Here is a 21,860-nt window from a genome sequence, read left to right as displayed (position 1 = left end):
TGGTCGTGATGCGATCGCGCGTGCGCGGCGACGATACCGACATGGAGGATACCGACATGAAACGCAGCTTGTTCGCGGCGGCGCTTGCCTGCGCCGGCCTTTCGCTCTTCGCGCTGACCGCGCAGGCCACGCTGAAGCCCGGCGACCACGCGCCGGACTTCACGACCAAGGCGTCGCTCGGCGGCAAGACCTACACGTATGCGCTCGCGAACGAACTGAAGAAGGGGCCGGTCGTCGTCTACTTCTATCCGGCCGCGTTCACGAAGGGCTGCACGATCGAGGCGCACGAATTCGCGGAGGCGGTCGACGAATACCGCAAATACGGCGCGACCGTGATCGGCGTGTCGCACGACAACATCGCGACGCTGACGAAGTTCTCGGTCAGCGAGTGCCGCAGCAAGTTCCCGGTCGCGGCCGACGAGGACAGCCGGATCATCAAGGCATACGACGCGTCGATGCCGATGCACGAGGCGATGGCGAACCGCGTGTCGTACGTGATCGCGCCGGACGGCACGATCCTCTATGAGTACACGAGCCTGTCGCCTGACAAGCACGTCGAGAACACGCTGAACGCGCTGAAGGAATGGGCCGCGCAGCATAAGCAGCAGTAACGCGTGGCGATCGCGCGGACGGTTTGACGTCGCGCCTTCGCATTGCTTGCGTGCCGATGAACGGCTGGGCTTGCGGCGGCGCGCCGGATGCGCCGGACTGACCGCCGCCTGCCCGCCGCTTGACCGCGATTGACCGCATACCCGCGACCTCCGTTTCGACTTTTCCCGCATGCCCATCTTCGTCCTGCTGTTCGCGTTGATCGCGCTCGTGTACGGCGCGGTCCGCGCGTTCGACGCGATCACGCTCCGCTACGGCAGCGACGTCGCAATCGGCGTCGCGGCGCTCGTGATCGCGCTCATCGCGGTCGCGATCGGCTACCTGCTGCAACGGCGGCGCGACATCGCCGCGAACCTGCGCGACGGCGACTGGACCCACGGCCTGTCCGGCGACTGGGGCGAAGTGCGGCTCGCGGCCGGCAAGCGGCTGTGCGACGTGCGCGTCGGCGCGGCGAGCGGCTCGTACATCTTCGCGGACCTGCAACGCGCGCAGCCGCATCGCGAGCCGGACGGCTGGCGCGTCGCGCTGCACGTGTCCGACGGCGCGCATCCGCTGTGGCTGCTGCCGGTGCGCGGCGAGCGCGAGGCGAAACGCTGGGCGCGCATCCTGACGCTCGCGATCGCGCAGCGGCTGTAACGAAACCCGCAACGAGCCTGCAACGAGGCCATGACGAAAAAGGCAGCCCGCGAAGGCTGCCTTTTTTTTCGTTTCATGCGCCGCTCAATCCGCCGCTGGCGCCGGTTGCGCGGGCCGTCCGCGCCGCTTGTCCCACCACACGCGCATCCGGTCCATGTACAGATAAACGACCGGCGTCGTGTACAGCGTCAGCATCTGGCTGACGATCAGCCCGCCGACGATTGCGATGCCGAGCGGCGCGCGCAGCTCCGAGCCCTCGCCGCGCCCGAACGCGAGCGGCAGCGCGCCGAGCAGCGCCGCGAACGTCGTCATCATGATCGGCCGGAAGCGCAGCAGGCACGCCTGGAAGATCGCGTCGCGCGAATTCAGGCCCTGGCGCGACGCCTCGATCGCGAAGTCCACCATCATGATCGCGTTTTTCTTCACGATGCCGATCAGCAGGATCACGCCGATCAGCGCGATGATGCTGAACTCGGTGTTGAACAGCAGCAGCGCGAGCAGCGCGCCGACGCCGGCCGACGGCAGCGTGGACAGGATCGTCAGCGGGTGGATGTAGCTCTCGTACAGCATCCCGAGCACGATGTAGACCGCCGCGAGCGCCGCGAGGATCAGGAGCGGCTGGTCGTTCAGCGACTGCTGGAACGCCTGCGCGGTGCCCTGGAAGCTGCCGTGGATCGTCGCCGGCATGCCGATCTGCGCCATCGTCTCGTAGATCGCCGCGGTCGCGTCGGACAGCGAGCGGCCGGGCGGCAGGTTGAACGAGATCGTCGACGCGACGAACTGGCTCTGGTGGTTCACCGACAGCGGCGTGCTGCCCGGCCCGAACGACGCGAGCGCGGACAGCGGCACCATCGTTTCCTTCGAGGTCGACACCGCCGCGCCGGCCGACGCGCTCGACTTGCCGCTCGCCGCGATCGAGTTGATCGCGAGGTTGCGCGCGGAATCGAGCGCGATCGACGCCGCGCTCTGCGCGGTCGTGCCGTCGCCCCCGCCGCCGCTCGCGGCCGCGGTCGGCCCGCTGACGGTGCCGGCGCTCGCATTCGTCGTCTGCGCGCCGGTCGCGCTGCCGCCGGACGTGCTGATCCACAGTTCGTTCAGCGTCGACGGGTTCTGCCAGTATTGCGGCGCGACTTCCATCACGACGTGGTACTGGTTCAGCGGGTTGTAGATCGTCGACACCTGGCGCTGGCCGAACGCGTCGTACAGCGTGTTGTCCACCTGCGACGGCGTGATGTTCAGCCGCGCGGCGGTCTGCCGGTTGATCGTGACCATCGCTTCGAGGCCGCCTTGCTGCTGGTCCGAGTTCACGTCGGTCAGTTCGGGGCGCGCCTGCAACGCCTCGGTCAGCTTCGGCCCCCACGTGTACAGGTCGGCCGTGTTGTCCGACAGCAGCGTGAACTGGTACTGCGCGTTCGACTGCCGGCCGCCCACGCGGATGTCCTGCACCGACTGCAAAAAGGTGCGCGCGCCCGCGACCGACGACAGCGGCCCGCGCAACTGCGCGATCACCTGGTCGGCCGACAGCTTGCGCTCGCTCTTCGGCTTCAGCGACACGAACATGAAACCCGAGTTGGTCTGCCGCCCGCCGGTGAAGCCCACCACCTGATCGACGGCCGGGTTCTGCTGGACGATCCGCATCATCTCGGAGAACTTGACCTTCATCGCCTGGAACGACGTGGACTGGTCCGCCTGGATGCCGCCGACGAGCCGCCCGGTGTCCTGCTGCGGGAAAAAGCCCTTCGGCACGATTACGTACAGCACGACGTTCAGCGCGACCGTCGCGATCAGGATCGCGAGGATCAGCAGCGGCCGTCCGAGCGCCCAGCCGAGCGTGTGCTCGTAGCCGTTCTGCAGCCGCGTGAACTGGCGTTCGAGCCACTGGCCGACGCGGCCTTCGCGGCGCAGTTCGCGCGGCTCTTCGAGCAGGCGCGAGCACATCATCGGCGTGAGCGTCAGCGACACCAGCAGCGACACGGCGATGGCGAGCGACAGCGTCAGCGCGAACTCGCGGAACAGCCGCCCGACGATGCCGCCCATCAGCAGGATCGGCAGGAACACCGCGACGAGCGACACGCTGATCGACAGCACCGTGAAGCCGACCTCGCGCGCGCCGAGGAGGGCGGCCTGCATGCGCGGCACGCCGTTCTCGATGTGCCGCGAGATGTTTTCGAGCACGACGATCGCGTCGTCCACGACGAAGCCGGTCGCGATCGTCAGCGCCATCAGCGACAGGTTGTCGATCGAGAAGCCCATCAGGTACATCGCCGCGAACGTGCCGATGATCGAGATCGGCACCGCGACGCTCGGGATCAGCGTCGCGCGCCAGTTGCGCAGGAACAGGAACACGACCATCACGACGAGCGCGACCGCGATCATCAGCGTGCGCTCGGTGTCCTTCAGCGACGCGCGGATCGTCGTCGAGCGGTCCACGGCCGGCGTGATGGCCACGTCCGCCGGCAGCGACGCCTGCAACTGCGGCAGCATCGCGATCACGCGGTCGACGGTCTCGATGATGTTCGCGCCCGGCTGCCGGTACAGGATCACGAGCACCGAACGCTTGCCGTTCGCGAGGCCGAGGTTGCGCAGGTCCTCGACCGAATCGACCACCTCGCCGACGTCCGACAGGTGCACGCCCGCGCCGTTGCGGTACGCGATCACGAGGTCCTTGTACTGGCTCGCCTGTTTCGCCTGGTCGTTCGTGTAGAGCTGGAAGCGGTTCGGGCCGAACTCGATGTCGCCCTTCGGGCTGTTCGCGTTGGCGGACGCGAGCGCCGCGCGCACGTCTTCGAGGCCGATCCCGTAGTGGAACAGCGCGTGCGGCTGCAACTCGACGCGCACGGCCGGGTTCGCGGAGCCGCTGACGTCGACCTCGCCGATCCCGTCCACCTGCGACAGCGACTGTTGCAGCACGGTCGCGGCCGAGTCGTACAACTGGCCGGCGGTCAGCGTCGGCGACGTGAGCGCGAGGATCAGGATCGGCGCGTCGGCCGGATTGACCTTGTGGTACGTCGGGTTCTGCCGCAGGCTCGCGGGCAGGTCCGCGCGCGCGGCGTTGATCGCCGCCTGCACGTCGCGGGCCGCGCCGTCGATGTCGCGGTTCAGCCCGAATTGCAGCGTGATCCGCGCGCTGCCGACCGCACTCGTGGACGTCATCTCGCTGACGTCCGCGATCGAGCCGAGATGGCGTTCGAGCGGACTCGCGACGCTGGTGGCGACGGTCTCCGGGCTCGCGCCCGGCAGCGACGCCTGCACCGAGATGGTCGGGAAATCGACCTGCGGCAGCGGCGCGACCGGCAGCTTCACGAAGGCGAACGCGCCGGCGAGCGCGATGCCGATCGCGAGCAGCGTCGTCGCGACGGGGCGGGAAATGAACGGGCGCGACAGGTTCATCGCATCAGTTCTCCGGCGTTGTCGCGGGCGGCGCGGGCGGCGCGGCATGGTCGCCGCGGCCGAAGCGGCGGCGCAGCCGCTGCGCGATCGAATCGAACGCGAGGTAGATCACCGGCGTCGTGAACAGCGTCAGCGCCTGGCTCACGATCAGGCCGCCCGCGATCGCGATGCCGAGCGGCCGGCGCAGCTCGGAGCCCGCGCCGGTGCCGAGCATCAGCGGCAGCGCGCCGAGCAGCGCGGCCATCGTCGTCATCATGATCGGCCGGAAGCGCAGCAGGCACGCCTGATAGATCGCCTCGCGCGGCGGCTTGCCCTGGTGGCGCTCCGCGTCGAGCGCGAAGTCGATCATCATGATCGCGTTTTTCTTCACGATGCCGATCAGCAGCACGATGCCGATGATCCCGATGATGTCGAGGTCGTGGCCGGTCACGATCAGCGCGAGCAGCGCGCCGATGCCGGCCGACGGCAGCGTGGACAGGATCGTGATCGGATGCACGAAGCTCTCGTACAGCACCCCGAGCACGATGTACATCGTGACGATCGCCGCGAGGATCAGGAACAGTTCGTTCGCGAGCGACGCCTGGAACGCGAGCGCCGCGCCCTGGAAGCGCGTCTGGAACGAGCCGGGCAGCCCGACGTCCTTTTCGGCCTGCTCGATTGCGCGCACTGCCGCGCCGAGCGACGAGCCCGGCGCGAGGTTGAACGACACGGTCGTCGCCGGGAACTGGCTCAGATGCGTGACGAGGAGCGGGGAAGGGCGCTCATGGAACTTCGCGATCGCGGACAGCGGCACCTGGCCGAACGTCGACGTGGACGACGGCAGGTAGATCGAGTTCAGCGAGTCGGTGTAGTGCTGGATGCGCGGCTCCGCTTCGAGGATCACGCGGTACTGGTTCGACTGCGTGAAGATCGTCGAGATGATCCGCTGGCCGAACGCGTCGTACAGCGCGTTGTCGACGGTCGCCGGCGTGATGCCGTAGCGCGCGGCGCTCGCGCGGTCGATCTCGATGAACACCGACTGGCCATTGTTCTGCAGGTCGGTCGCGACGTCCGCGAGTTCCGGCGCGTCGCGCAGCCGCCGCACGAGCTTCGGCACCCACGTCGTGAAGTCGTCGATGTTCGGCGTCGTCAGCATGAACTGGTACTGCGTCGGGCTGACCGTCGAGTCGATCGTCAGGTCCTGCACCGGCTGCATGAAGAGCGCCGCGCCTGGAATGTGCGCGACGCTCTTCTGGATCTCGCGGATCACCTCGCTCGCGGTGTGGCTGCGGTCGTCGCGCGGCTTCAGGTTGATCAGCATGCGGCCGCTGTTCAGCGTGATGTTGGTGCCGTCCACGCCGATGAACGACGTGAGGCTGTCGACGTCCGGATTTTTCAGCACCTCGGCCGCGAGTTCCTGCTGGCGCTCGGCCATCGACGCGTAGGACACCGACTGCGGCGCCTGCGTGATCGCCTGGATCACGCCGGTGTCCTGCACCGGGAAGAAGCCCTTCGGCACGACGATGTAGAGGAGCGCGGTCAGCGCGAGCGTCAGCACCGCGACGACGAGCGTCGAGCGCTGGTGATTCAGCACCCATTCGAGCGCGACCGCGTAACGCGCGATCACGTAGTCGATGAACTGGTGCACGCGCGCCTCGAAGCGGTGGCTCCCCTTCGGCGGCGTGTGGCGCAGCATCTTCGCGCACATCATCGGCACGAGCGTCAGCGACACGATCGCGGAAATCACGATCGTCACCGCGAGCGTGATCGCGAATTCGTGGAACAGGCGGCCGACCACGTCGCCCATGAACAGCAGCGGGATCAGCACCGCGATCAGCGACACCGTCAGCGAGATGATCGTGAAGCCGATCTGCTTCGATCCCTTCAGCGCAGCTTCGAGCGGCGGGTCGCCTTCCTCGACGTAGCGCGCGATGTTCTCGATCATCACGATCGCGTCGTCGACGACGAAGCCGGTCGCGATCGTCAGCGCCATCAGCGACAGGTTGTCGAGCGAGAAGCCCATCAGGTACATCACCGCGAGCGTGCCGATCAGCGACAGCGGCACCGACAGGCTCGGGATGATCGTCGCGTAGACGTTCGCGAGGAACAGGTACATCACCAGCACGACCAGCACGACCGACATCAGCAGCTCGAACTGCACGTCGCGCACCGACGCGCGGATCGTCGTCGTGCGGTCGGTGACGATCTGCACGTCGAGCGCGGCCGGCAGCGACTCCTGCAACTGCGGCAGCAACTGCTTGATGCTGTCCACCACCTGGATCACGTTCGCGCCCGGCTGGCGCTGCACGTTCACGATGATCGCCGGCGTGCCGTCCACCCATGCGCCGAGCTTCGTGTTTTCCGGCCCCGGCACGATGCTCGCGACGTCGGTCAGCATCACCGGGCGGCCGTTGCGATACGCGATCACCGCCTTCTGGTATTCGTCCGCGTCGGTCAGCTGGTCGTTCGAGTTGATCGTGTACGCGCGCGTCGGGCCGTCGAAGTTGCCCTTCGGCGTGTTCACGTTCAGGTTCGCGACGTTCGTGCGCAGGTCGTCGAGATTCAGCCCGTATGCGGCGAGCTTGCGCGGGTCGGCCTGGATGCGGATCGCGGGCCGGTTGCCGCCCGCGAGGCTCACGAGGCCGACGCCGGCCACCTGCGAGATCTTTTGCGCGAGGCGCGTGTCCGACAGGTCCTGCAACTGCGTGAGCGGCAGCGTTTTCGACGTGATCGCGAGCGTGAGGATCGGCGCGTCGGCCGGATTCACCTTCGCGTAGATCGGCGGCGCGGGCAGGTCGGACGGCAGCAGGTTGCCGGCCGCGTTGATCGCGGCCTGCACTTCCTGCTCGGCGACGTCGAGCGGCAGGTCGAGGCTGAACTGCAGCGTGATGACCGACGAGCCGGCCGAGCTTTGCGACGACATCTGGTTCAGCGACGGCATCTGGCCGAACTGCCGCTCCAGCGGCGCGGTGACCGACGACGTCATCACGTCCGGGCTCGCGCCCGGGTAGAAGGTCTGCACCTGGATGGTCGGGTAATCGACCTCGGGCAGCGCGGACAGTGGCAGGAAACGCAGCGCGACGAGGCCGACCAGCATGATCGCCGCCATCAGCAGGGCGGTGCCGACCGGGCGCAGGATAAAGGCGCGGGATGGATTCATGCTGGCTTACTGGGCCGCGGCCTGCGAGGCGTGACGGCGATGCCCGCGATGCGCGCCGGACGCCGCGGCGGCGCCTGACGCGTCCGAAGCGTTCGATGCGCCGGCCGCGCCGGATGCGTGCCGCGGCCGTTCGGCCGGAATCGTGATCTTCGCGCCTTCGCGCAGCCGGTCCGAGCCGTCGGTGACGACGCGCTCGCCCGCCGCGAGGCCGGACGCGATGCTGGTGCGCTCGCCGTCGACCGGGCCGACCTTGATGAGCCGCACGGTCACGGTGTTGTCCGGTTTCACCACGTAGACGAACTGCCCCTGCGAGCCGTTCAGCACCGCGGACGTCGGCACGATCACCGCGCCGTGGATCGTGTCGACGAGCAGGCGCGCGTTCACGAACTGGTTCGGAAACAGGCCCTGGTCCGGGTTGTCGAAGCTCGCGCGCAGCCGCACGGTGCCGGTCGTCGTGTCGATCTGGTTGTCGAGCGTCTGCAGGTAACCGTTTTCGAGCAGCGTCGTGTTGCTGCGGTCGTACGCGGCGACCGACATTTTCGTGCCGGCGCGCATCTGCTTCATGATCGACGGCAGGTTGTCCTCGGACGTCGTGAAGATCACGCTGATCGGCTCAAGCTGCGTGAGCACGACGAGGCCATTGGTGTCGCCGGGCGTCACGTAGTTGCCCGGATCGACCTGGCGCAGGCCGACGCGGCCCGACACCGGCGCGGTGATCCGCGCGTAGATCAGATCGAGCTTGAAGGTGTCGACGTTCGCCTGATCGGACTTCACCGCGCCTTCGTACTGCTGCACGAGCGACGCCTGGGTGTCCACCTGCTGGCTCGCGATCGAGTCCTGCGCGAGCAGCGTCTGGTAGCGTTTCAGGTCGAGGCGGGCGGTCGCGAGCAGCGCCTCGTCGCGCGCGAGCTGACCTTGCGCGTTGCGCAGCGAGATCTCGTACGGGCGCGGGTCGATCTGCGCGAGCACGTCGCCCTTCTTCACCATCTGGCCTTCCTTGAAGTACACGTCCTGCAGCGTGCCCGACAACTGCGTGCGGACCGTCACCGCCGCGAGCGGCGTGACGGTGCCGAGCGCGGTAATCACGATCGGCATGTCGCCGGTCGATACGGTCGCGACGCTGACCGGCTGCGCGAGGTTCGCCATCGCCGCCGCTCCGCCGCGCCGCATCCGGCCGCCGCCGGCGCCGCTCGCGCCGCTGGCCGACTGCGCGCCCGGCGCGCCGGCCGGCGTCCTGTTCCACGGATGCCAGCGCAGCAGCACGATCGCGACGACCGCGATCAGGATCGCCAGCGCGATCAGCCTGCCGCGGCGGCGGCGCGGCGCCGGACCGCCGGGCGGCGTGGGCGGTTGGGAGGAGTCCGGGTGCTTTTCTTGTTGATCCATCGGTCAGGTCGATATCGGGGTGGTCGAGCTTGTCGGATTCGGGGTGCGGCGCGCGGTTCGGGACGCCCGGCGAAGGCATCCGGCCGGCTGCGCCGGGTGCGCCGCCGCCGCAGTCCGTCGATGCTACGCGACGTAGGGGCAAAAGTGATGTCGCCGGCGAACCGCGCCCGCGAACACGGTGCAACGACGGCGTAGCGGTCCGGCCTGGCAAACGGCCGGCCCGCGCCGCCGCCGGCCGTGCTGCGCCGCAGGAAACCACGATGCTACGTTGCAGCCTTCGTTACAGTCCACCCAGCTTTCTTTCAGCCTGTTACGACGGTTACAGACGGCGTACGGCGGCGCTGCCCGCCAAAAACGCAGACGATTGTAGCGGAACGTTGCCGGCACACTCAGCTTCGGGCGGACGGGGCGGCAGGAGCGGTCTACACCCGGCCGTGAGCCTGATCGTCCGCTGGCGAAAATTTTCTTGACTTGGTCAGGGATGCCATGAAGAATGGCCGCACTTTCGAGCCGGAGCCCTGCAACAGTCGTTTGAAGCGGGGTTTTTATACGGCTGCCGTTATGCGATTCGCATACTGCGGCGGCCCGCCGTCCGGCCGGATGCCGACTCTCAGGTTCTAGCACGGCCCTCGGAATCGCTAGAACTTTTAAGGCGTCACGCTTTCCGCGTGACGCTTTTTTTTGCCTTCCTTTCCGCCATCGTTCCCTCCTGGCTGCGCGTTGCGCCGTACCATCGGGACATTCATCGTTCGAAGGGGACGAACATGCTGTCCGAAGAGGAACTGGCGCTGCTCGACGCGATTCGCGAGACCGGCAGCCTGTCGCGCGCGGCCGCGCGGCTCGGCAAGGCGCCGTCGACTCTCTCGCATGCGGCGCGGCAGCTCGAAGCGCGTTTCGACGCGCTGCTGTTCGACCGCCGCCGCTACCGGTTGCAACTGACGCCGGCTGGCCAGCTGCTCGCAAACGAGGCCGGCAGGCTGATGCAGGACGTCGCGCGGATGACGCAGCGCGTGCGGCAGGTCGCGAACGGCTGGGAAGAGCGCCTGTGGATCGTCACCGACGAGGTGCTGGAGTTCGAGCTGCTGAGCCCGGTGATCCGCGCGTTCGACGCGCTCGAATCGGGCGTGCGGCTGCGTTTCACGCACGAGGTGCTCGGCGGCACGTGGGAGGCGCTGCGCGACGGCCGCGCGGACCTGATCGTCGGCGCGACCAACGAGCCGCCGGCGATTCCGGGGCTCCAGTGGTTCGAACTCGGCGTGATGGACTGGGTGTTCGCGATGTCGCCGCGCCATCCGCTCGCGCGCGAAAACGCGCCGTTGCGCCGCGAACAGATCATCGCGCAGCGCGGCGTCGCGGTCGCGGATTCGGCGCGGGTCGGCGCCGGCCGCGCGTATGGCCTGCTCGGCGGCCAGCCGGTGCTCGCGGTCCCGACGATGCGCGCGAAAATGCTCGCGCAGGCGGACGGGCTCGGCGTCGGCTGGGTGCCGCGCGAGCGGGCGCGTGGGCTGCTTGCGCGCGGCGAACTGGTCGAGCGGCCGACCGCCGATCCGCGCGAGCCGAACGTGCTGTATGTCGCATGGCGCGGCGATCGTGCGGGGCGCGCGTTGCAGTGGTGGATCGACCGGCTGCGCGAGCCACGACTCGCGAAACGGCTGGTGCGGGGACTGCCGGTCGAGCGCCGCGGCGGCCGGTGACGGAAACATGTTCGACCGATTCGAACGTTTGCATCGCGTTCCTCGTACGGCAAGCGCGTGGTCGCGCGGCACCATGACGTCACGGTCATTTCACCGGGTCCATCTGGAGAACGTCATGAATCGCTTCGAAGGCAAAACTGTTCTGGTCACCGGCGGCACGAGCGGCATCGGGCTCGCGGCCGCTCGCGCGTTCGCCGCCGAGGGCGCGCGGGTCGTCGTCACCGGCCGCGATCCCGGCGCGCTCGACGCCGTGCGCGCCCAGTTCGGCGCGCACGCGCTCGCGCTGCGCAACGACACGGGCACGGTCGCGGCGGCCCGCGAACTCGCCGCTGAAATCGGCGCGGCCGGCCTGCGGCTCGACGCCGTGTTCATCAACGCGGGCGTCGCGAAACTCGCGCCGTTCGAAGCGGTGGACGAGGCGCTGTGGGACCTGAGCTTCAATACGAACGTGAAGGGCGCGTGCTTCCAGATTCAGGCGCTGCTGCCGTTGCTGAACCGCGGCGCGTCGATCGTGATCAATGGGTCGATCAACGCGCATATCGGGATGCCGGCGTCGTCGGTGTACGCGGCGAGCAAGGCCGCGCTGATCTCGCTCGCGAAAACGCTGTCGGCCGAACTGCTGCCGCGCGGCGTGCGCGTCAACGTCATCAGCCCCGGGCCGGTCGAGACGCCGTTGTACGGCAAACTCGGCCTCGATGCCGCCACGCTCGACGCAACCGCCGCGCAGATCCGCAGCCAGGTGCCGCTTGGCCGTTTCGGCACGCCGGACGAGATCGCATCGACGGTGCTGCACCTGAGCGCGGCCGAGTCGGCGTTCATCGTCGGCTCGGAGGTGATCGTCGACGGCGGGATGAGCCAGCTCTGAGCGGCCCGGCTTCCGTCACACCGCGGTTTCGCGCTCCGGCGTCGCGGTGATCTTGTGGATCGACAGGTCCGCGCCGTTGTACTCGCGCTCCTGGTCGATTCGCAGCCCGACCGTCGCGCGCAGCGCGCCGTAGACGATCGTGCCGCCGAGCGTCGCGATCGCGATGCCGCCGACCGTGCCGATCACCTGCGCGCCGAACGACACGCCGCCGAGCCCGCCGAGCGCGCGGATGCCGAAGATGCCGGCCGCGAGGCCGCCCCACGCGCCGCACAGGCCGTGCAGCGGCCATACGCCGAGCACGTCGTCGATGCGCCAGCGGTTCTGCACGCAGGTGAACATGTAGACGAACAGCACGCCGGCGACCGCGCCGGTCACGAGCGCGCCGAGCGGGTGCATCACGTCGGAGCCCGCGCATACGGCCACCAGGCCCGCGAGCGGCCCGTTGTACGTGAAGCCCGGGTCGTTGCGGCCCGCGAGCCACGCGGCGAGCGTGCCGCCGACCATCGCCATCAGCGAGTTCACCGCGACGAGGCCGCTGACCTTGTCGATGGTCTGCGCGCTCATCACGTTGAAGCCGAACCAGCCGACCGCGAGCACCCATGCGCCGAGCGCGAGGAACGGGATGTTCGACGGCGGGTGCGCGGCGACCCGGCCGTCGCGCGTGTAGCGGCCGTGGCGCGCGCCGAGCAGCAGCACCGCCGGCAGCGCGATCCAGCCGCCGAACGCGTGCACGACGACCGAACCCGCGAAGTCGTGGAACGGCACGCCGAACCATTGCGTGAGCGTCGCCTGCACGCCGAACCGGCCGTTCCACACGATGCCCTCGAAGAACGGATAGATGAAGCCGACGATCACGAACGTCGCGAACAGTTGCGGGTTGAACTTCGAGCGCTCGGCGATGCCGCCCGACACGATCGCCGGGATCGCCGCCGCGAACGTCAGCAGGAAGAAGAAGCGGACCAGCGCGTAGCCGTTGTGCTCGGCCAGCACGTCGGCGGTCGAGAAGAACTGCACGCCGTACGCGATCGTGTAGCCGATGAAGAAATACGCGATCGTCGACACGGAGAAGTCCACGAGGATCTTCACGAGCGCGTTGACCTGATTCTTCTTGCGCACGGTCCCGAGTTCGAGGAACGCGAAACCCGCGTGCATCGCGAGCACCATCGCCGCGCCGAGCAGCAGAAAAAACGTGTCGGTGCCGGTCTTGAGAGTGTCCATCCTTGCGTCCTGCCGTTTGCTCAAAAAAGGCGCATGAGGAGCAAAATGCGGGCCAGCGATGCGCCAACCCGGTGAAAATGTCGGTCGGACAGGCGTCCGGACGGTGCGTGAATGCACTTGGATGGGTTTTGACACCCAATTTGTGAACCGGTGTGGCGTAGCTGAGTGGGGAGGTAAAAGCACATCCGAGGTGCGAACGCTCTTTATCGGTGATTTGTTGCGCCAATTAAGGGCGTAATCCTGTGATTTGCTTTCGATCCAGCCTGACGGCGTAAATCCCAAGTCAGCGTCGGCCTCCGGACCGCCCCCGCGCCACGCGAACGTCTGCGAACACGCGCGCCGCAAACGCCGACATAATGTCCGGACCTTCCGACCCCCTGCCGCGACGATCCCCACGCATGCGACTCACGACCAAAGGGCTGTTGCTGATCGCGATTCCCGCGGTGTTCGAACTGACGCTGCTGTCGGGCATCGTGAAGGCGCAGGCCGACGCGGAGGATGCGCAGCGCTGGGCGCAGCATAGCCAGAACGTGCTCGCGCAGGTCGCGCTGGTGCTCGACCCGGTGCTGGTCAACGCAGTGCGGCTGCGCGGCGCGGTCGCGTCGAACGACACGCGTTTCTCGACGCCGCCGTCCACATGGACCGACGCCGACCGGCGGATCGACCACCTGGTCGAACTGGTGGCCGACAATCCCGGCCAGGTCGAGCGCGCCGGCCAGATCCGCACGGCGGTGCAGGGCTACCGCGCATGGGCCGGGCAGATCGAGACGCTGCTGCATGCGGGCCGGCGCGACGACGTGCTCGACCGCTTCCGCGAACTATCCGACTACGACGTGCTCGACCGCGTGCGCGCGCAAGTCACGGCGTTTCAGGTCGAGGAGCGGCGGCTCGACGTGCTGCGCACCGCCGCCGCCGAGGCCGCGCGCACGCGGCAGCGCGCGCTGATCGTGATCGCCGTGGTCGGCTCGATCGTGCTGGTCGTGCTGCTCGTGTCGCTGTTCATTCGCGGCGTGCGCGGGCGGCTCGCGCTGCTGTCGGACAACGCGGCGCGGCTCGCGGGCAACGAACCGCTGACGCCGCTCGTCGGCGGCGCGGACGAAATCGCGGAACTGGACCGCACGCTGCACGAGACCAGCCGGCGGCTGATCGAGGCGGACCGGATGCGGGTCGGCTACGAAACCGATCTCGCGCGGCGCGCGGAACAACTCGCGCGCACCAACGAGACGCTGCGCCAGCAGACGCAGGAGAACGAGATGTTCGTGCATAGCGTGTCGCACGATCTGCGCTCGCCGCTCGTCACGCTACAGGGTTTTTCGAAGGAACTGACGCACGCTTGCGCGGACCTGCGTTCGCTCGTCGCGCATTCGTCGCTCGCGCCGGATGCGCGCTCGCGCATCGAGCGGCTGATCAACGACGACATTGCCGAGGCGCTGCGTTATCTGCAAAGCGCGGTGCTGCGCGCGTCGCACATCATCGACGCGCTGCTGCGGCTCGCGCGCGTCGGCCGCGTCGAATACCGGCATCAGCGCGTGGACGTGCAGGAACTCGTGCAGCGGGTGATCGACGCGATGCACGCGACGGTTCGCGCGCGGCGCGCGCATCTGGTCGTCGGCACGCTGCCAGCGGTGTGGGGCGATCCGACCGCGCTCGAACAGGTGTTCGCGAATCTGATCGGCAACGCGCTCAACTATCTGGACCCGGCGCGCAACGGCCACGTGGAAGTCGGCGTGCGGCCCGCGTCGCCCGGCGAGCCGCTGCGGACGTTCTTCGTCGCCGACAATGGCCTCGGCATTCCGCACGTGGCGTTGCCGCGGCTCTTTCATGCGTTCCAGCGGATGCACGGCGACATCGCGCCGGGCGAGGGCATCGGGCTCGCGCTGGTGCGGCGCGTGGTCGAGCGGCACGGCGGCCGCGTGTGGGTAGAGTCGGCCGAAGGCGTCGGATCGACGTTTTATCTGACGCTGCCGGAGATGGCGGCAGTGGTGTTAACCGGCGCGGACGGCGATACGGTCAACAATGTGTCCGGCACTGCGCAACGGCCGGGACCGTCGGACGACGACATGCGTGTCGGGCGCGAATGAAGCAGACGGCATGAAAGAAGCGCGTGGAAGAAGTGTGTGAAAGAAGCGCGGCTACCACGTGCCGAACATGCGCCGTTGCTTGAGCAACTGACGGCCGCGGATCGACCACAGGCAACCCGCGCACGCGAACAGCGCGGCGGCCGCGAGCGCCACGTGCGGCCGCAGGTTCAGCCCGAACGGCACGCCGCCCGGCGACGTGAGGCTGCGCTCGACGGTCATCAGCGCGGCCCATAACGCGATGGTCGCCTGCACGAGCAGACGCGTGCCGCGCGCATGGCGCGCGCGGTCCGTCAGCGAGCGGCTGGCCGTATGGCGGGTACAGAAGAACGCGACCAATATCAACGCGATCGCGAGAACGATGATCCAGTCAGTCAACTCCATCGACACGCACTCCATAAGGCGAATGCGCAACTTTAGGAATGCGGCGACGGAGACTGAATCAGAGGATTCCGAAACCGGTGCGGGTCTTGCACCGGCTTCCGGAAAGTACGTGGGCGCGCGTGGCGCGATGGATCACGGCTCGATGCGCGTGCCGAGCAAGGCGAGGAACTGCTTCAGCCACGCCGGATGCGCGGGCCATGCGGGCGCGGTCACGAACGGCGCGTCGGTCACCGCGTCGTCGATCGCGATGTCCGCGTATTCGCCGCCCGCGAGCCGCACTTCGGGCGCGCACGCCGGATATGCGGAGATGCGCTTGCCGCGGATCACCTCGGCCGCCGCGAGCAGTTGCGCCGCATGGCAGATCGCGGCGATCGGCTTCCGCGCGTTCGCGAAGTAGCGGACCAGTTCGATCACCTTCGGATCGAGCCGCAGATATTCGGGCGCGCGGCCGCCCGCGATCGCGAGCGCGTCGTAGCTGGCCGGGTCGATGTCGTCGAACGTCGCGTTCAGCGTGAACTGGTGGCCGGGTTTTTCGCTATAGGTCTGGTCGCCCTCGAAGTCGTGGATCGCGGTCTTTATGCGCTCGCCGGCCTTCTTGCCCGGACAGACCGCGTCGACCCGATGGCCGACCGCCTGCAGCGCCTGGAACGGCACCATCGTTTCGTAGTCTTCGGCGAAGTCGCCGGTCAGAAACAGGATCTTCTTGACAGCCATTGCGAGTCTCCAGGAGGGGAAAGGGAACACACGTCGGATGCTCACGCAGTCTACTCCGTCCCGTTGACGGTTCTGCAACGGCGCGCCGAAACGACGGACGACACGGACAGGTAGCTGCGCCGGCCGCACGCCGCCGCGTATCATGGCGGCGTTTTCGTTCGTGCGGGCCGTGCGCATCGCGGTCCCTCCTGGAGAATGACCATGTTTCAGAATGTCCGACTCTCGCGCGGCGTGCTGCCGTTGCTCGTGTGCGCGGCGCTCGTCGCCGGCTGCGAGAAGCACGACACGCCGCCCGCCGATGCGGCGCGGCAGTCCGCCGACGCGCTCCGTCAGGCCGCGCAGGACGCAGCGCAGCGCGCCACGCAGCAGGCAACGCAGAAGCTCGACCAGGCGGCGAGCTTCGTGAACCAGCAGGTCGATGCGGCGCGCGCGGGCGCGCAACGCCATCTCGACAACGCGGCGTCGCAGCCGGCGGGCGCGTCGGCGGCCGAACTCGCGTCGGCCGCGAAAGGGCAGTGGCGCGACGCGGCAAGCTCGGCGAACGCGCTGCTCGGCCACGCGGCCGCGACGACCGGCACCGGCTTGCAGGCCGCCGGCCGCGCGTTGCAGCAATGGGCGAGCGGCACCGCGGCGGCGTCCGCGCCGGCGGCTTCCGGCAATGGCGAGTGACCCCCATGTTGACGGTCGCGATTAATGTAACTAAGATGATTACACTTTCGGGTGCACGGGTGCGGCAGTGAATACGAGTAGCCGGTTTGCGTTTGCGGTTCACGTGCTGGCGCTGCTGTCGCAGCAGGACGGCGTGCCGCTGTCGTCGGACGTCATCGCGGGCAGCGTGAACACGAATCCCGCATTGATTCGCCGCCTGCTGTCGATGCTCGCGGATGCGGGCCTCACGACGTCGCAGCTCGGCGCGGGCGGCGGTGCGCTGCTGGCGCGCGAGCCGGCCGCGATCACGCTGCTCGACGTCTATCGGGCCGTGGATGACGCGCGGCTTTTCGCGCTGCATCGCGAGGAACCGAACCCGGCGTGCATGGTCGGACGCAACATCCAGAGCGTGTTGCGCGGCGTGATCGACGACGCGCAGCAGGCGATGGAAGCGTCGCTGGCCGCGCGCACGCTGGCCGGCGTGACCGACGACGTCGTGCGCACCGAACGCAGGCGCGAACGCGGTCGTCACGCGCGCGAAGCGAAGCGCGGCTGACGTTACGGCGCACCCAGAGCGGCGCACCTATAGCGACGGGGTATCGATTGCCCCGTTTTCTTTCCCCTAATATGTAACTGAATTGGTTACATAAAACGAAACAGGAGTCACGTTATGAGCAACGCACTGAAAATCGCCCTGTTTGGCGCGACCGGCATGATCGGTTCGCGGATCGCCGCGGAAGCCGCGCGGCGCGGCCACGAGGTCACGGCGCTCGTCCGCCATCCGGAGCGCGTCGCCGCTGCGGCGAAGGTTCGCGCGGCGAAGGCCGACCTGCTCGACGCGAAGGGCGTCGCGGACGCGGTGCGCGGGCACGACGTGGTGGCGAGCGCGTATGCGCCGCCGCAGGATCGGCTCGCGGATCTCGACGTCGCAACCCGTGCGCTCCTCGACGGTGTGCGCGCGGCGGGGTTGAAGCGCGTCGTCACGGTCGGCGGCGCGGGGTCGCTCGAAGTCGCGCCGGGCAAACAACTGGTGGATACCGACGGATTCCCGGACGCGTACAAGCCGACTGCGCTTGCGCATCGCGAGGCGTTCCGCTCCATCCGCACGGTCGACGATCTCGACTGGACCGTTTTCGCGCCGGCCGCGATCATCGCGCCGGGCGAGCGCACCGGCCAGTTCCGCACCGGCGCGAACGCGTTGCTCGCCGATGCGAACGGCGACAGCCGCATCTCGGCCGAAGACTACGCGATCGCGTTCGTCGACGAACTGGAGCAGGGCCGCTTCGTTCGCCAGCTTGCGACCGTCGCGTACTGATGCGCGACGCGATGCGGCACACGACGATCGTCGCGAGGCGCGGCGCGGGATGCCGCGCGACATGATCCGATCCGTTGACATTCTGTTGCGCAACGGCGCGTGCTCGGGCAGCGGACAGCGGCTACACTGGAGCGCAAGCTGAACTGGCCCATTCGTAATGGGACGACGCGGGCATGCGGCCAGCAAGCGCGACACGCAGCCGGTCCCCGCGCGGATCGCTGCGGTTGCGGTAGTCGTTGCAGTCGTGGTGTGTCCCGCTCGCGTCGTGCGTCTGTTTTCTGTTCGTGTTCTGCGCGGCCTGCTGGCCGCGTGCCGCGTCGGACAACAGCGCGCCGGTGCTGCTGGCGTCGCAGAGCCTGACTACCGGTGTGCCGGCTCCCGAGTCGAATGCTTCGGCTTCCGAACCAGCGTCCGCGCCGTCGCCCGCGAGCGACGCCGAATTCGCGCGCTCGACAGCGTGATCGCGACGCTCGACAACACCCGTCAACGCAATGCGCTCGTGTCGCCGTTGAAGAGGCTGCGCTCGACGTCGCAGCGGGCCGCGCCGCTTCCGGCGTCGGCCACGGCTGGCGCGGCGGGTGCATCGGGGCTGCTGGGCGCGATCGCGTCGGGCCTCGCGTCGATCGAGGTCAGCGCGAGGCGCGGCGGCAGTCCGCTGCATTACTGGGCCGGCCGCCTGCGCGCGGCCGGCAACGAACTGTATCAGACGGCGGGCGGCGCGCCGGTTGCGTGAGGGCATCGGAGCGGGGTTGGTGTATGGCGACGCAGCACGAATGCGCTGCCGCTGCGTGGGCGGCTCGCGTAAATCGTCCATCGCGAATCGCACTGCAACCCGCAGCCGTGTTAGCCGTATGCAAGCCACCCGGGCGTAGAATGCCCGCTTCGCCCGTCCTTCTTCGACACCAGGCCTGATCCATGAACGAACCTCGCAGGAAGGACCCCACGTTCGGCGTCGGCGTGTTCATCGTGGTAGCCGTGCTGCTCGTGATCGGCACGGTGCTGTTCAATGCGATTCGCGACAAACGCGAATACGACCAGACGAATGCGGCCGCCGCGAGCGCAGCGGCCGCGAGCGCGACGAGTCCGTCGGGCGCGAGCGCCGCGCAATAGATTCAACGGTTATTCGACGGCGGCCTCGCGTATTACATGCGATGCACGCGTGAGCGCGCTGACTCCACGCTTATTCGTCGGGCAGCCGGATGATGCCCGCGTCCTTGCGGATCAACCACGACGCGGTCAGCATCTGCTTGCATTGATGCGCGAGCAGCTTCAGGTCCTGCGCGGCTTCGGCGGCCGGTCCGAGCGTACGCTCCGCCTCGACGACCATCGTGTCGAGATCACGCGTCAGCTTCTTCGTGATCTCCGCGTGGTCCGCGGGCGCGGGCGTGCCGGCTTCGGCGGCCGTCAGGTTCTCGCGCACGCATGACAGTGCGCGCTCCAGCGCGTCGAGCGACAGCCCGTTTTCCTGGCGCACCGGGCCGCGCAGCAGCGGCGCGGCGGCGGTGATCTGCGACGCGAGCACGTGGCTGCGGATCAGCAGGTCGTTCAGCTCCGGTACGAACTTCTGCGCGGACTTCGGCTCCAGCATCATCCGCTGGAACGCCTGGCCGAGATTCGCGAATGCGACGTGCACGTTCTTGCGCGCGAGCCGGTAGCGGAAGTCGCGATCGAGTGCCGGGTTCGACTGCGCGGTCGTTTTCGCGCCGACCGCCGCGACCGGCTGGCCCGTCGCCACCGGCGTCGCGGCGGGGCCGGGCGGGGCAGGCGACGGGGCCGGCGCTTCGGCGACCGAGGCTTCCGTGCCGCTTGCATCGGCATTGGTAACGGCAGCGGTGGCGGCGGTGCGCGGCGGCGGCACCGCCGCGCCGCGCGGGCCGGCCGCCGCCGATGCGTCGCCGCGCGCGGCCGCAGCACCGCCGCCCGAAGGCGCGGACGTCGCCATCGCGACCGCCGGCACGCGCGCGCCGGCCTCGGTGACGAGCCGGCTCGCGACGGCGGCGCTGCTTGCGGCCGTGCGCGCGCCCCAGTTCCAGCTCGCTTCCAGATACTGCCGGGTCGCCGCGATCATGTTCTGCACCAGCTTGCCCATCAGCCGGTATTCCCAGTACGGGAACAGATGGCTCGCGCCGATCGCGATCATGCAGCCGATCACCGTGTCGATCGCCCGTTCGCCGATGATCCGCATGCTGCCCGGCGCGAGCAGGTGGAACATGATCAGCACGTAGGCAGACGTGAACACGACGCTCGCGGTGTAGTTGAACAGCAGCAGGCTGTAGCTCATCACCATCGCGGCGAACATCGACACGATCAGGATCAGCGGGTGCTTCACGAACAGGATCAGCGCGATGCTCGCCGCGCAGCCGATCATCGTGCCGACGATCCGCTGCGCGTTGCGCTGGCGCGTCAGCGAATAACCGGGCTTCAGGATGATGACGCTGGTCATCACGATCCAGTATGCGTTCGTCAGCGGCAGCAGCCGCCCGAGCCAGAAGCCGACCGCGACCGCGATCGTCACGCGCAGCGCGTGGCGGAAGCTCGGCGACGCCATCGTCAGGTTCGAGAAGATCTGCATGAACGGCACGCGCCGGCTCGACACGAAACGCTGCAGCGCCTCGTCGATGCGCAGTTCGGTTTCGGTCGTCGGCGTTTCGGTCGCGAGGCTGCGGCGCATCTTCTCGATCAGCCGCGTCGCGCTCCAGATGCGCCGGAACGACGCCGAGATCGCCGCATACGCTTCGGGGTCCTTCTGCGGCAGCCCGTTCGCGCGCAGCAGTTCCAGTTCGTATTCGATCGCGCGCAGCTCGGCCTTCACGTTCACGCTCGCGCGCGGCGCGCGGTTCTGCAGCACCGCGAGGCCGATGTCCTCCAGGTCGGCGGCCGCCTTGCGGATCAGGTCGCGATAGAACACCAGCAGGTCCGAGCCGCCGAACGTGTTGCGCACCAGCGGATAGTCGGTGTGCGCGCCGACGAACAGCTCGTGCAGATCGACCGTGTTGATGAACAGGTTGAAGTGCATCGCGCGGCGCGAGTCGGGATGGTCGCGGCGCAGCCTCGGCAGGTTGCGCAGCACGATGTCGCGCGCGGCGTCCTGGCGCTCGACTGCCGCGATCTGCTTCGCGACCAGATTGCGATAACAGTCGTCGAGGTCGTTGTCGAGGTCGAAGAACTGCGCGCGCGCGAGCAGATAGTCGGCGCACGCGAACACGCTCTCGGCGAGCGCCTGCTGCTCGATGCGGTTCACCATCAGGCGGCTCACGAACGTGGACCAGCCCGCGTACCACAGCCCGCCGACGAGGATCCACGCCGCGTTGACGAGCGCCTCCATTGGCGTGAAGTGCTCTTCGAGCGTCATCACCATCATGAACAGCGTCGCGAAGCTGATCTGCGGCCAGCGGTTGCCGTACACGACGATCAGCGACAGCACGAACGTCAGCGGCACGACCGCGCACCACAGCGTGAACGCGTTGACCGTCGCGAGTCCGGTCGCGAACGCGGACAGGAAGCCGATCACCGCGCACGCGAGCATTTCGTTGCGCTTGTACTTCAGCGGGCCGGGCATGTCCACCGCGCATGCGCCGAGCGCGCCGGTCGAGATCGTGAACGCGAGTTCGGTGCGATCGAACACGAACAGGCACAACACGGCGGGTAGCGAGATGCCGACTGCTATGCGCAGGCCGCCGTAGAAGTACTGGCTATAGAGGAATTTCCTGATTTCGACCGAATAGCGCATCGACTGCCGGAGTGGTTCGGAAACGGGCGGGGCGCCGCAGATTGCCGGTGAGTC

At 68.3% G+C, this 21,860-nt stretch carries 17 protein-coding genes; 10 read left to right on the top strand and 7 right to left on the bottom strand.

Annotated elements, in window-relative coordinates; all coding sequences use genetic code 11:
- The first annotated feature begins 56 nt into the window (after positions 1–56).
- Together BLV92_RS11305 and BLV92_RS11300 are read left to right on the top strand one after the other, a co-directional pair.
- A complete protein-coding gene (locus BLV92_RS11305) occupies positions 57–611 on the top strand; it encodes a peroxiredoxin (protein WP_090547002.1) in 555 nt (184 codons plus the stop codon).
- 169 nt (positions 612–780) lie between these two features.
- Positions 781–1,245: a hypothetical protein gene (locus tag BLV92_RS11300; protein ID WP_090544905.1), complete on the top strand. Its 465-nt coding sequence runs from the start codon at positions 781–783 to the stop codon at positions 1,243–1,245.
- A gap of 84 nt (positions 1,246–1,329) precedes the next feature.
- On the opposite strand, the gene BLV92_RS11295 is transcribed toward BLV92_RS11300, so the two are convergent.
- From BLV92_RS11295 to BLV92_RS11285, 3 genes are read right to left on the bottom strand one after another with little or no spacing between them, the layout of a single operon-like run.
- Positions 1,330–4,635 (bottom strand): efflux RND transporter permease subunit, encoded by a 3,306-nt coding sequence (locus tag BLV92_RS11295; protein ID WP_090544903.1) that lies wholly within the window; start codon positions 4,633–4,635, stop codon positions 1,330–1,332.
- A gap of 4 nt (positions 4,636–4,639) precedes the next feature.
- Entirely contained in the window at positions 4,640–7,774 is a 3,135-nt protein-coding gene (locus BLV92_RS11290) for an MdtB/MuxB family multidrug efflux RND transporter permease subunit (protein ID WP_090544901.1), read from the bottom strand.
- A gap of 6 nt (positions 7,775–7,780) precedes the next feature.
- Positions 7,781–9,160: an MdtA/MuxA family multidrug efflux RND transporter periplasmic adaptor subunit gene (locus tag BLV92_RS11285; RefSeq protein WP_090544899.1), complete on the bottom strand. Its 1,380-nt coding sequence runs from the start codon at positions 9,158–9,160 to the stop codon at positions 7,781–7,783.
- A 764-nt stretch (positions 9,161–9,924) separates the two neighbouring features.
- On the opposite strand from BLV92_RS11285, the gene BLV92_RS11280 reads away from it, so the two are divergent.
- Positions 9,925–10,854, top strand: coding sequence for a LysR family transcriptional regulator (locus tag BLV92_RS11280; protein ID WP_090544898.1), 930 nt, complete (start codon positions 9,925–9,927; stop codon positions 10,852–10,854).
- 115 nt (positions 10,855–10,969) lie between these two features.
- The gene (locus BLV92_RS11275; protein ID WP_090544896.1) at positions 10,970–11,719 is read left to right on the top strand and encodes an SDR family oxidoreductase; all 750 of its coding nucleotides are present in this window, start codon (positions 10,970–10,972) and stop codon (positions 11,717–11,719) included.
- 15 nt (positions 11,720–11,734) lie between these two features.
- On the opposite strand, the gene BLV92_RS11270 is transcribed toward BLV92_RS11275, so the two are convergent.
- A complete protein-coding gene (locus BLV92_RS11270; protein WP_090544894.1) occupies positions 11,735–12,937 on the bottom strand; it encodes an ammonium transporter in 1,203 nt (400 codons plus the stop codon).
- A 398-nt stretch (positions 12,938–13,335) separates the two neighbouring features.
- Between BLV92_RS11270 and BLV92_RS11265 the strand changes: the two genes are divergently transcribed.
- Entirely contained in the window at positions 13,336–15,018 is a 1,683-nt protein-coding gene (locus BLV92_RS11265) for a sensor histidine kinase (protein ID WP_090544892.1), read from the top strand.
- A gap of 51 nt (positions 15,019–15,069) precedes the next feature.
- Here the strand turns inward: BLV92_RS11265 and BLV92_RS11260 are convergent, their stop codons facing one another.
- Both BLV92_RS11260 and BLV92_RS11255 read right to left on the bottom strand, forming a co-directional pair.
- Positions 15,070–15,399, bottom strand: coding sequence for a hypothetical protein (locus BLV92_RS11260; RefSeq protein WP_090544890.1), 330 nt, complete (start codon positions 15,397–15,399; stop codon positions 15,070–15,072).
- 132 nt (positions 15,400–15,531) lie between these two features.
- A complete protein-coding gene (locus BLV92_RS11255) occupies positions 15,532–16,113 on the bottom strand; it encodes a DJ-1/PfpI family protein (protein ID WP_090544888.1) in 582 nt (193 codons plus the stop codon).
- 201 nt (positions 16,114–16,314) lie between these two features.
- On the opposite strand from BLV92_RS11255, the gene BLV92_RS11250 reads away from it, so the two are divergent.
- The 5 genes from BLV92_RS11250 (at position 16,315) to BLV92_RS11225 (ending at position 19,186) form a co-directional block, all read left to right on the top strand.
- Positions 16,315–16,782, top strand: a complete 468-nt coding sequence (locus BLV92_RS11250; protein ID WP_243842686.1) for a BCAL1086 family glycoprotein — start codon at positions 16,315–16,317, stop codon at positions 16,780–16,782.
- A 67-nt stretch (positions 16,783–16,849) separates the two neighbouring features.
- Positions 16,850–17,317 carry an Rrf2 family transcriptional regulator gene (locus BLV92_RS11245; protein WP_090544884.1) on the top strand — a complete coding sequence of 156 codons (468 nt, stop codon included), beginning with the start codon at positions 16,850–16,852 and terminating at the stop codon, positions 17,315–17,317.
- A 114-nt stretch (positions 17,318–17,431) separates the two neighbouring features.
- Positions 17,432–18,076, top strand: coding sequence for an NAD(P)-dependent oxidoreductase (locus BLV92_RS11240; protein WP_090544878.1), 645 nt, complete (start codon positions 17,432–17,434; stop codon positions 18,074–18,076).
- A gap of 457 nt (positions 18,077–18,533) precedes the next feature.
- Positions 18,534–18,809, top strand: a complete 276-nt coding sequence (locus tag BLV92_RS11230) for a hypothetical protein (RefSeq protein WP_090544874.1) — start codon at positions 18,534–18,536, stop codon at positions 18,807–18,809.
- Positions 18,810–18,991: 182 nt separating this feature from the next.
- The gene (locus BLV92_RS11225; RefSeq protein ID WP_090544872.1) at positions 18,992–19,186 is read left to right on the top strand and encodes a hypothetical protein; all 195 of its coding nucleotides are present in this window, start codon (positions 18,992–18,994) and stop codon (positions 19,184–19,186) included.
- A gap of 70 nt (positions 19,187–19,256) precedes the next feature.
- Here the strand turns inward: BLV92_RS11225 and BLV92_RS11220 are convergent, their stop codons facing one another.
- The gene (locus BLV92_RS11220) at positions 19,257–21,806 is read right to left on the bottom strand and encodes an FUSC family protein (protein WP_090544870.1); all 2,550 of its coding nucleotides are present in this window, start codon (positions 21,804–21,806) and stop codon (positions 19,257–19,259) included.
- Positions 21,807–21,860: the final 54 nt, after the last annotated feature.

Source organism: Paraburkholderia caballeronis (genome assembly GCF_900104845.1).
Taxonomy (GTDB): domain Bacteria; phylum Pseudomonadota; class Gammaproteobacteria; order Burkholderiales; family Burkholderiaceae; genus Paraburkholderia; species Paraburkholderia caballeronis.
Note: the sequence above shows the minus strand (reverse complement) of the source record. Positions and strands in the feature narration are given on the sequence as shown.

Coding starts and splice junctions, on each gene's coding strand:
- BLV92_RS11305 (WP_090547002.1), top strand. CDS start 57: ATGAAACGCAGCTTGTTCGCGGCGGCGCTTGCCTGCGCCGGCCTTTCG.
- BLV92_RS11300 (WP_090544905.1), top strand. CDS start 781: ATGCCCATCTTCGTCCTGCTGTTCGCGTTGATCGCGCTCGTGTACGGC.
- BLV92_RS11295 (WP_090544903.1), bottom strand. CDS start 4,635: ATGAACCTGTCGCGCCCGTTCATTTCCCGCCCCGTCGCGACGACGCTG.
- BLV92_RS11290 (WP_090544901.1), bottom strand. CDS start 7,774: ATGAATCCATCCCGCGCCTTTATCCTGCGCCCGGTCGGCACCGCCCTG.
- BLV92_RS11285 (WP_090544899.1), bottom strand. CDS start 9,160: ATGGATCAACAAGAAAAGCACCCGGACTCCTCCCAACCGCCCACGCCG.
- BLV92_RS11280 (WP_090544898.1), top strand. CDS start 9,925: ATGCTGTCCGAAGAGGAACTGGCGCTGCTCGACGCGATTCGCGAGACC.
- BLV92_RS11275 (WP_090544896.1), top strand. CDS start 10,970: ATGAATCGCTTCGAAGGCAAAACTGTTCTGGTCACCGGCGGCACGAGC.
- BLV92_RS11270 (WP_090544894.1), bottom strand. CDS start 12,937: ATGGACACTCTCAAGACCGGCACCGACACGTTTTTTCTGCTGCTCGGC.
- BLV92_RS11265 (WP_090544892.1), top strand. CDS start 13,336: ATGCGACTCACGACCAAAGGGCTGTTGCTGATCGCGATTCCCGCGGTG.
- BLV92_RS11260 (WP_090544890.1), bottom strand. CDS start 15,399: ATGGAGTTGACTGACTGGATCATCGTTCTCGCGATCGCGTTGATATTG.
- BLV92_RS11255 (WP_090544888.1), bottom strand. CDS start 16,113: ATGGCTGTCAAGAAGATCCTGTTTCTGACCGGCGACTTCGCCGAAGAC.
- BLV92_RS11250 (WP_243842686.1), top strand. CDS start 16,315: ATGTTTCAGAATGTCCGACTCTCGCGCGGCGTGCTGCCGTTGCTCGTG.
- BLV92_RS11240 (WP_090544878.1), top strand. CDS start 17,432: ATGAGCAACGCACTGAAAATCGCCCTGTTTGGCGCGACCGGCATGATC.
- BLV92_RS11225 (WP_090544872.1), top strand. CDS start 18,992: ATGAACGAACCTCGCAGGAAGGACCCCACGTTCGGCGTCGGCGTGTTC.
- BLV92_RS11220 (WP_090544870.1), bottom strand. CDS start 21,806: ATGCGCTATTCGGTCGAAATCAGGAAATTCCTCTATAGCCAGTACTTC.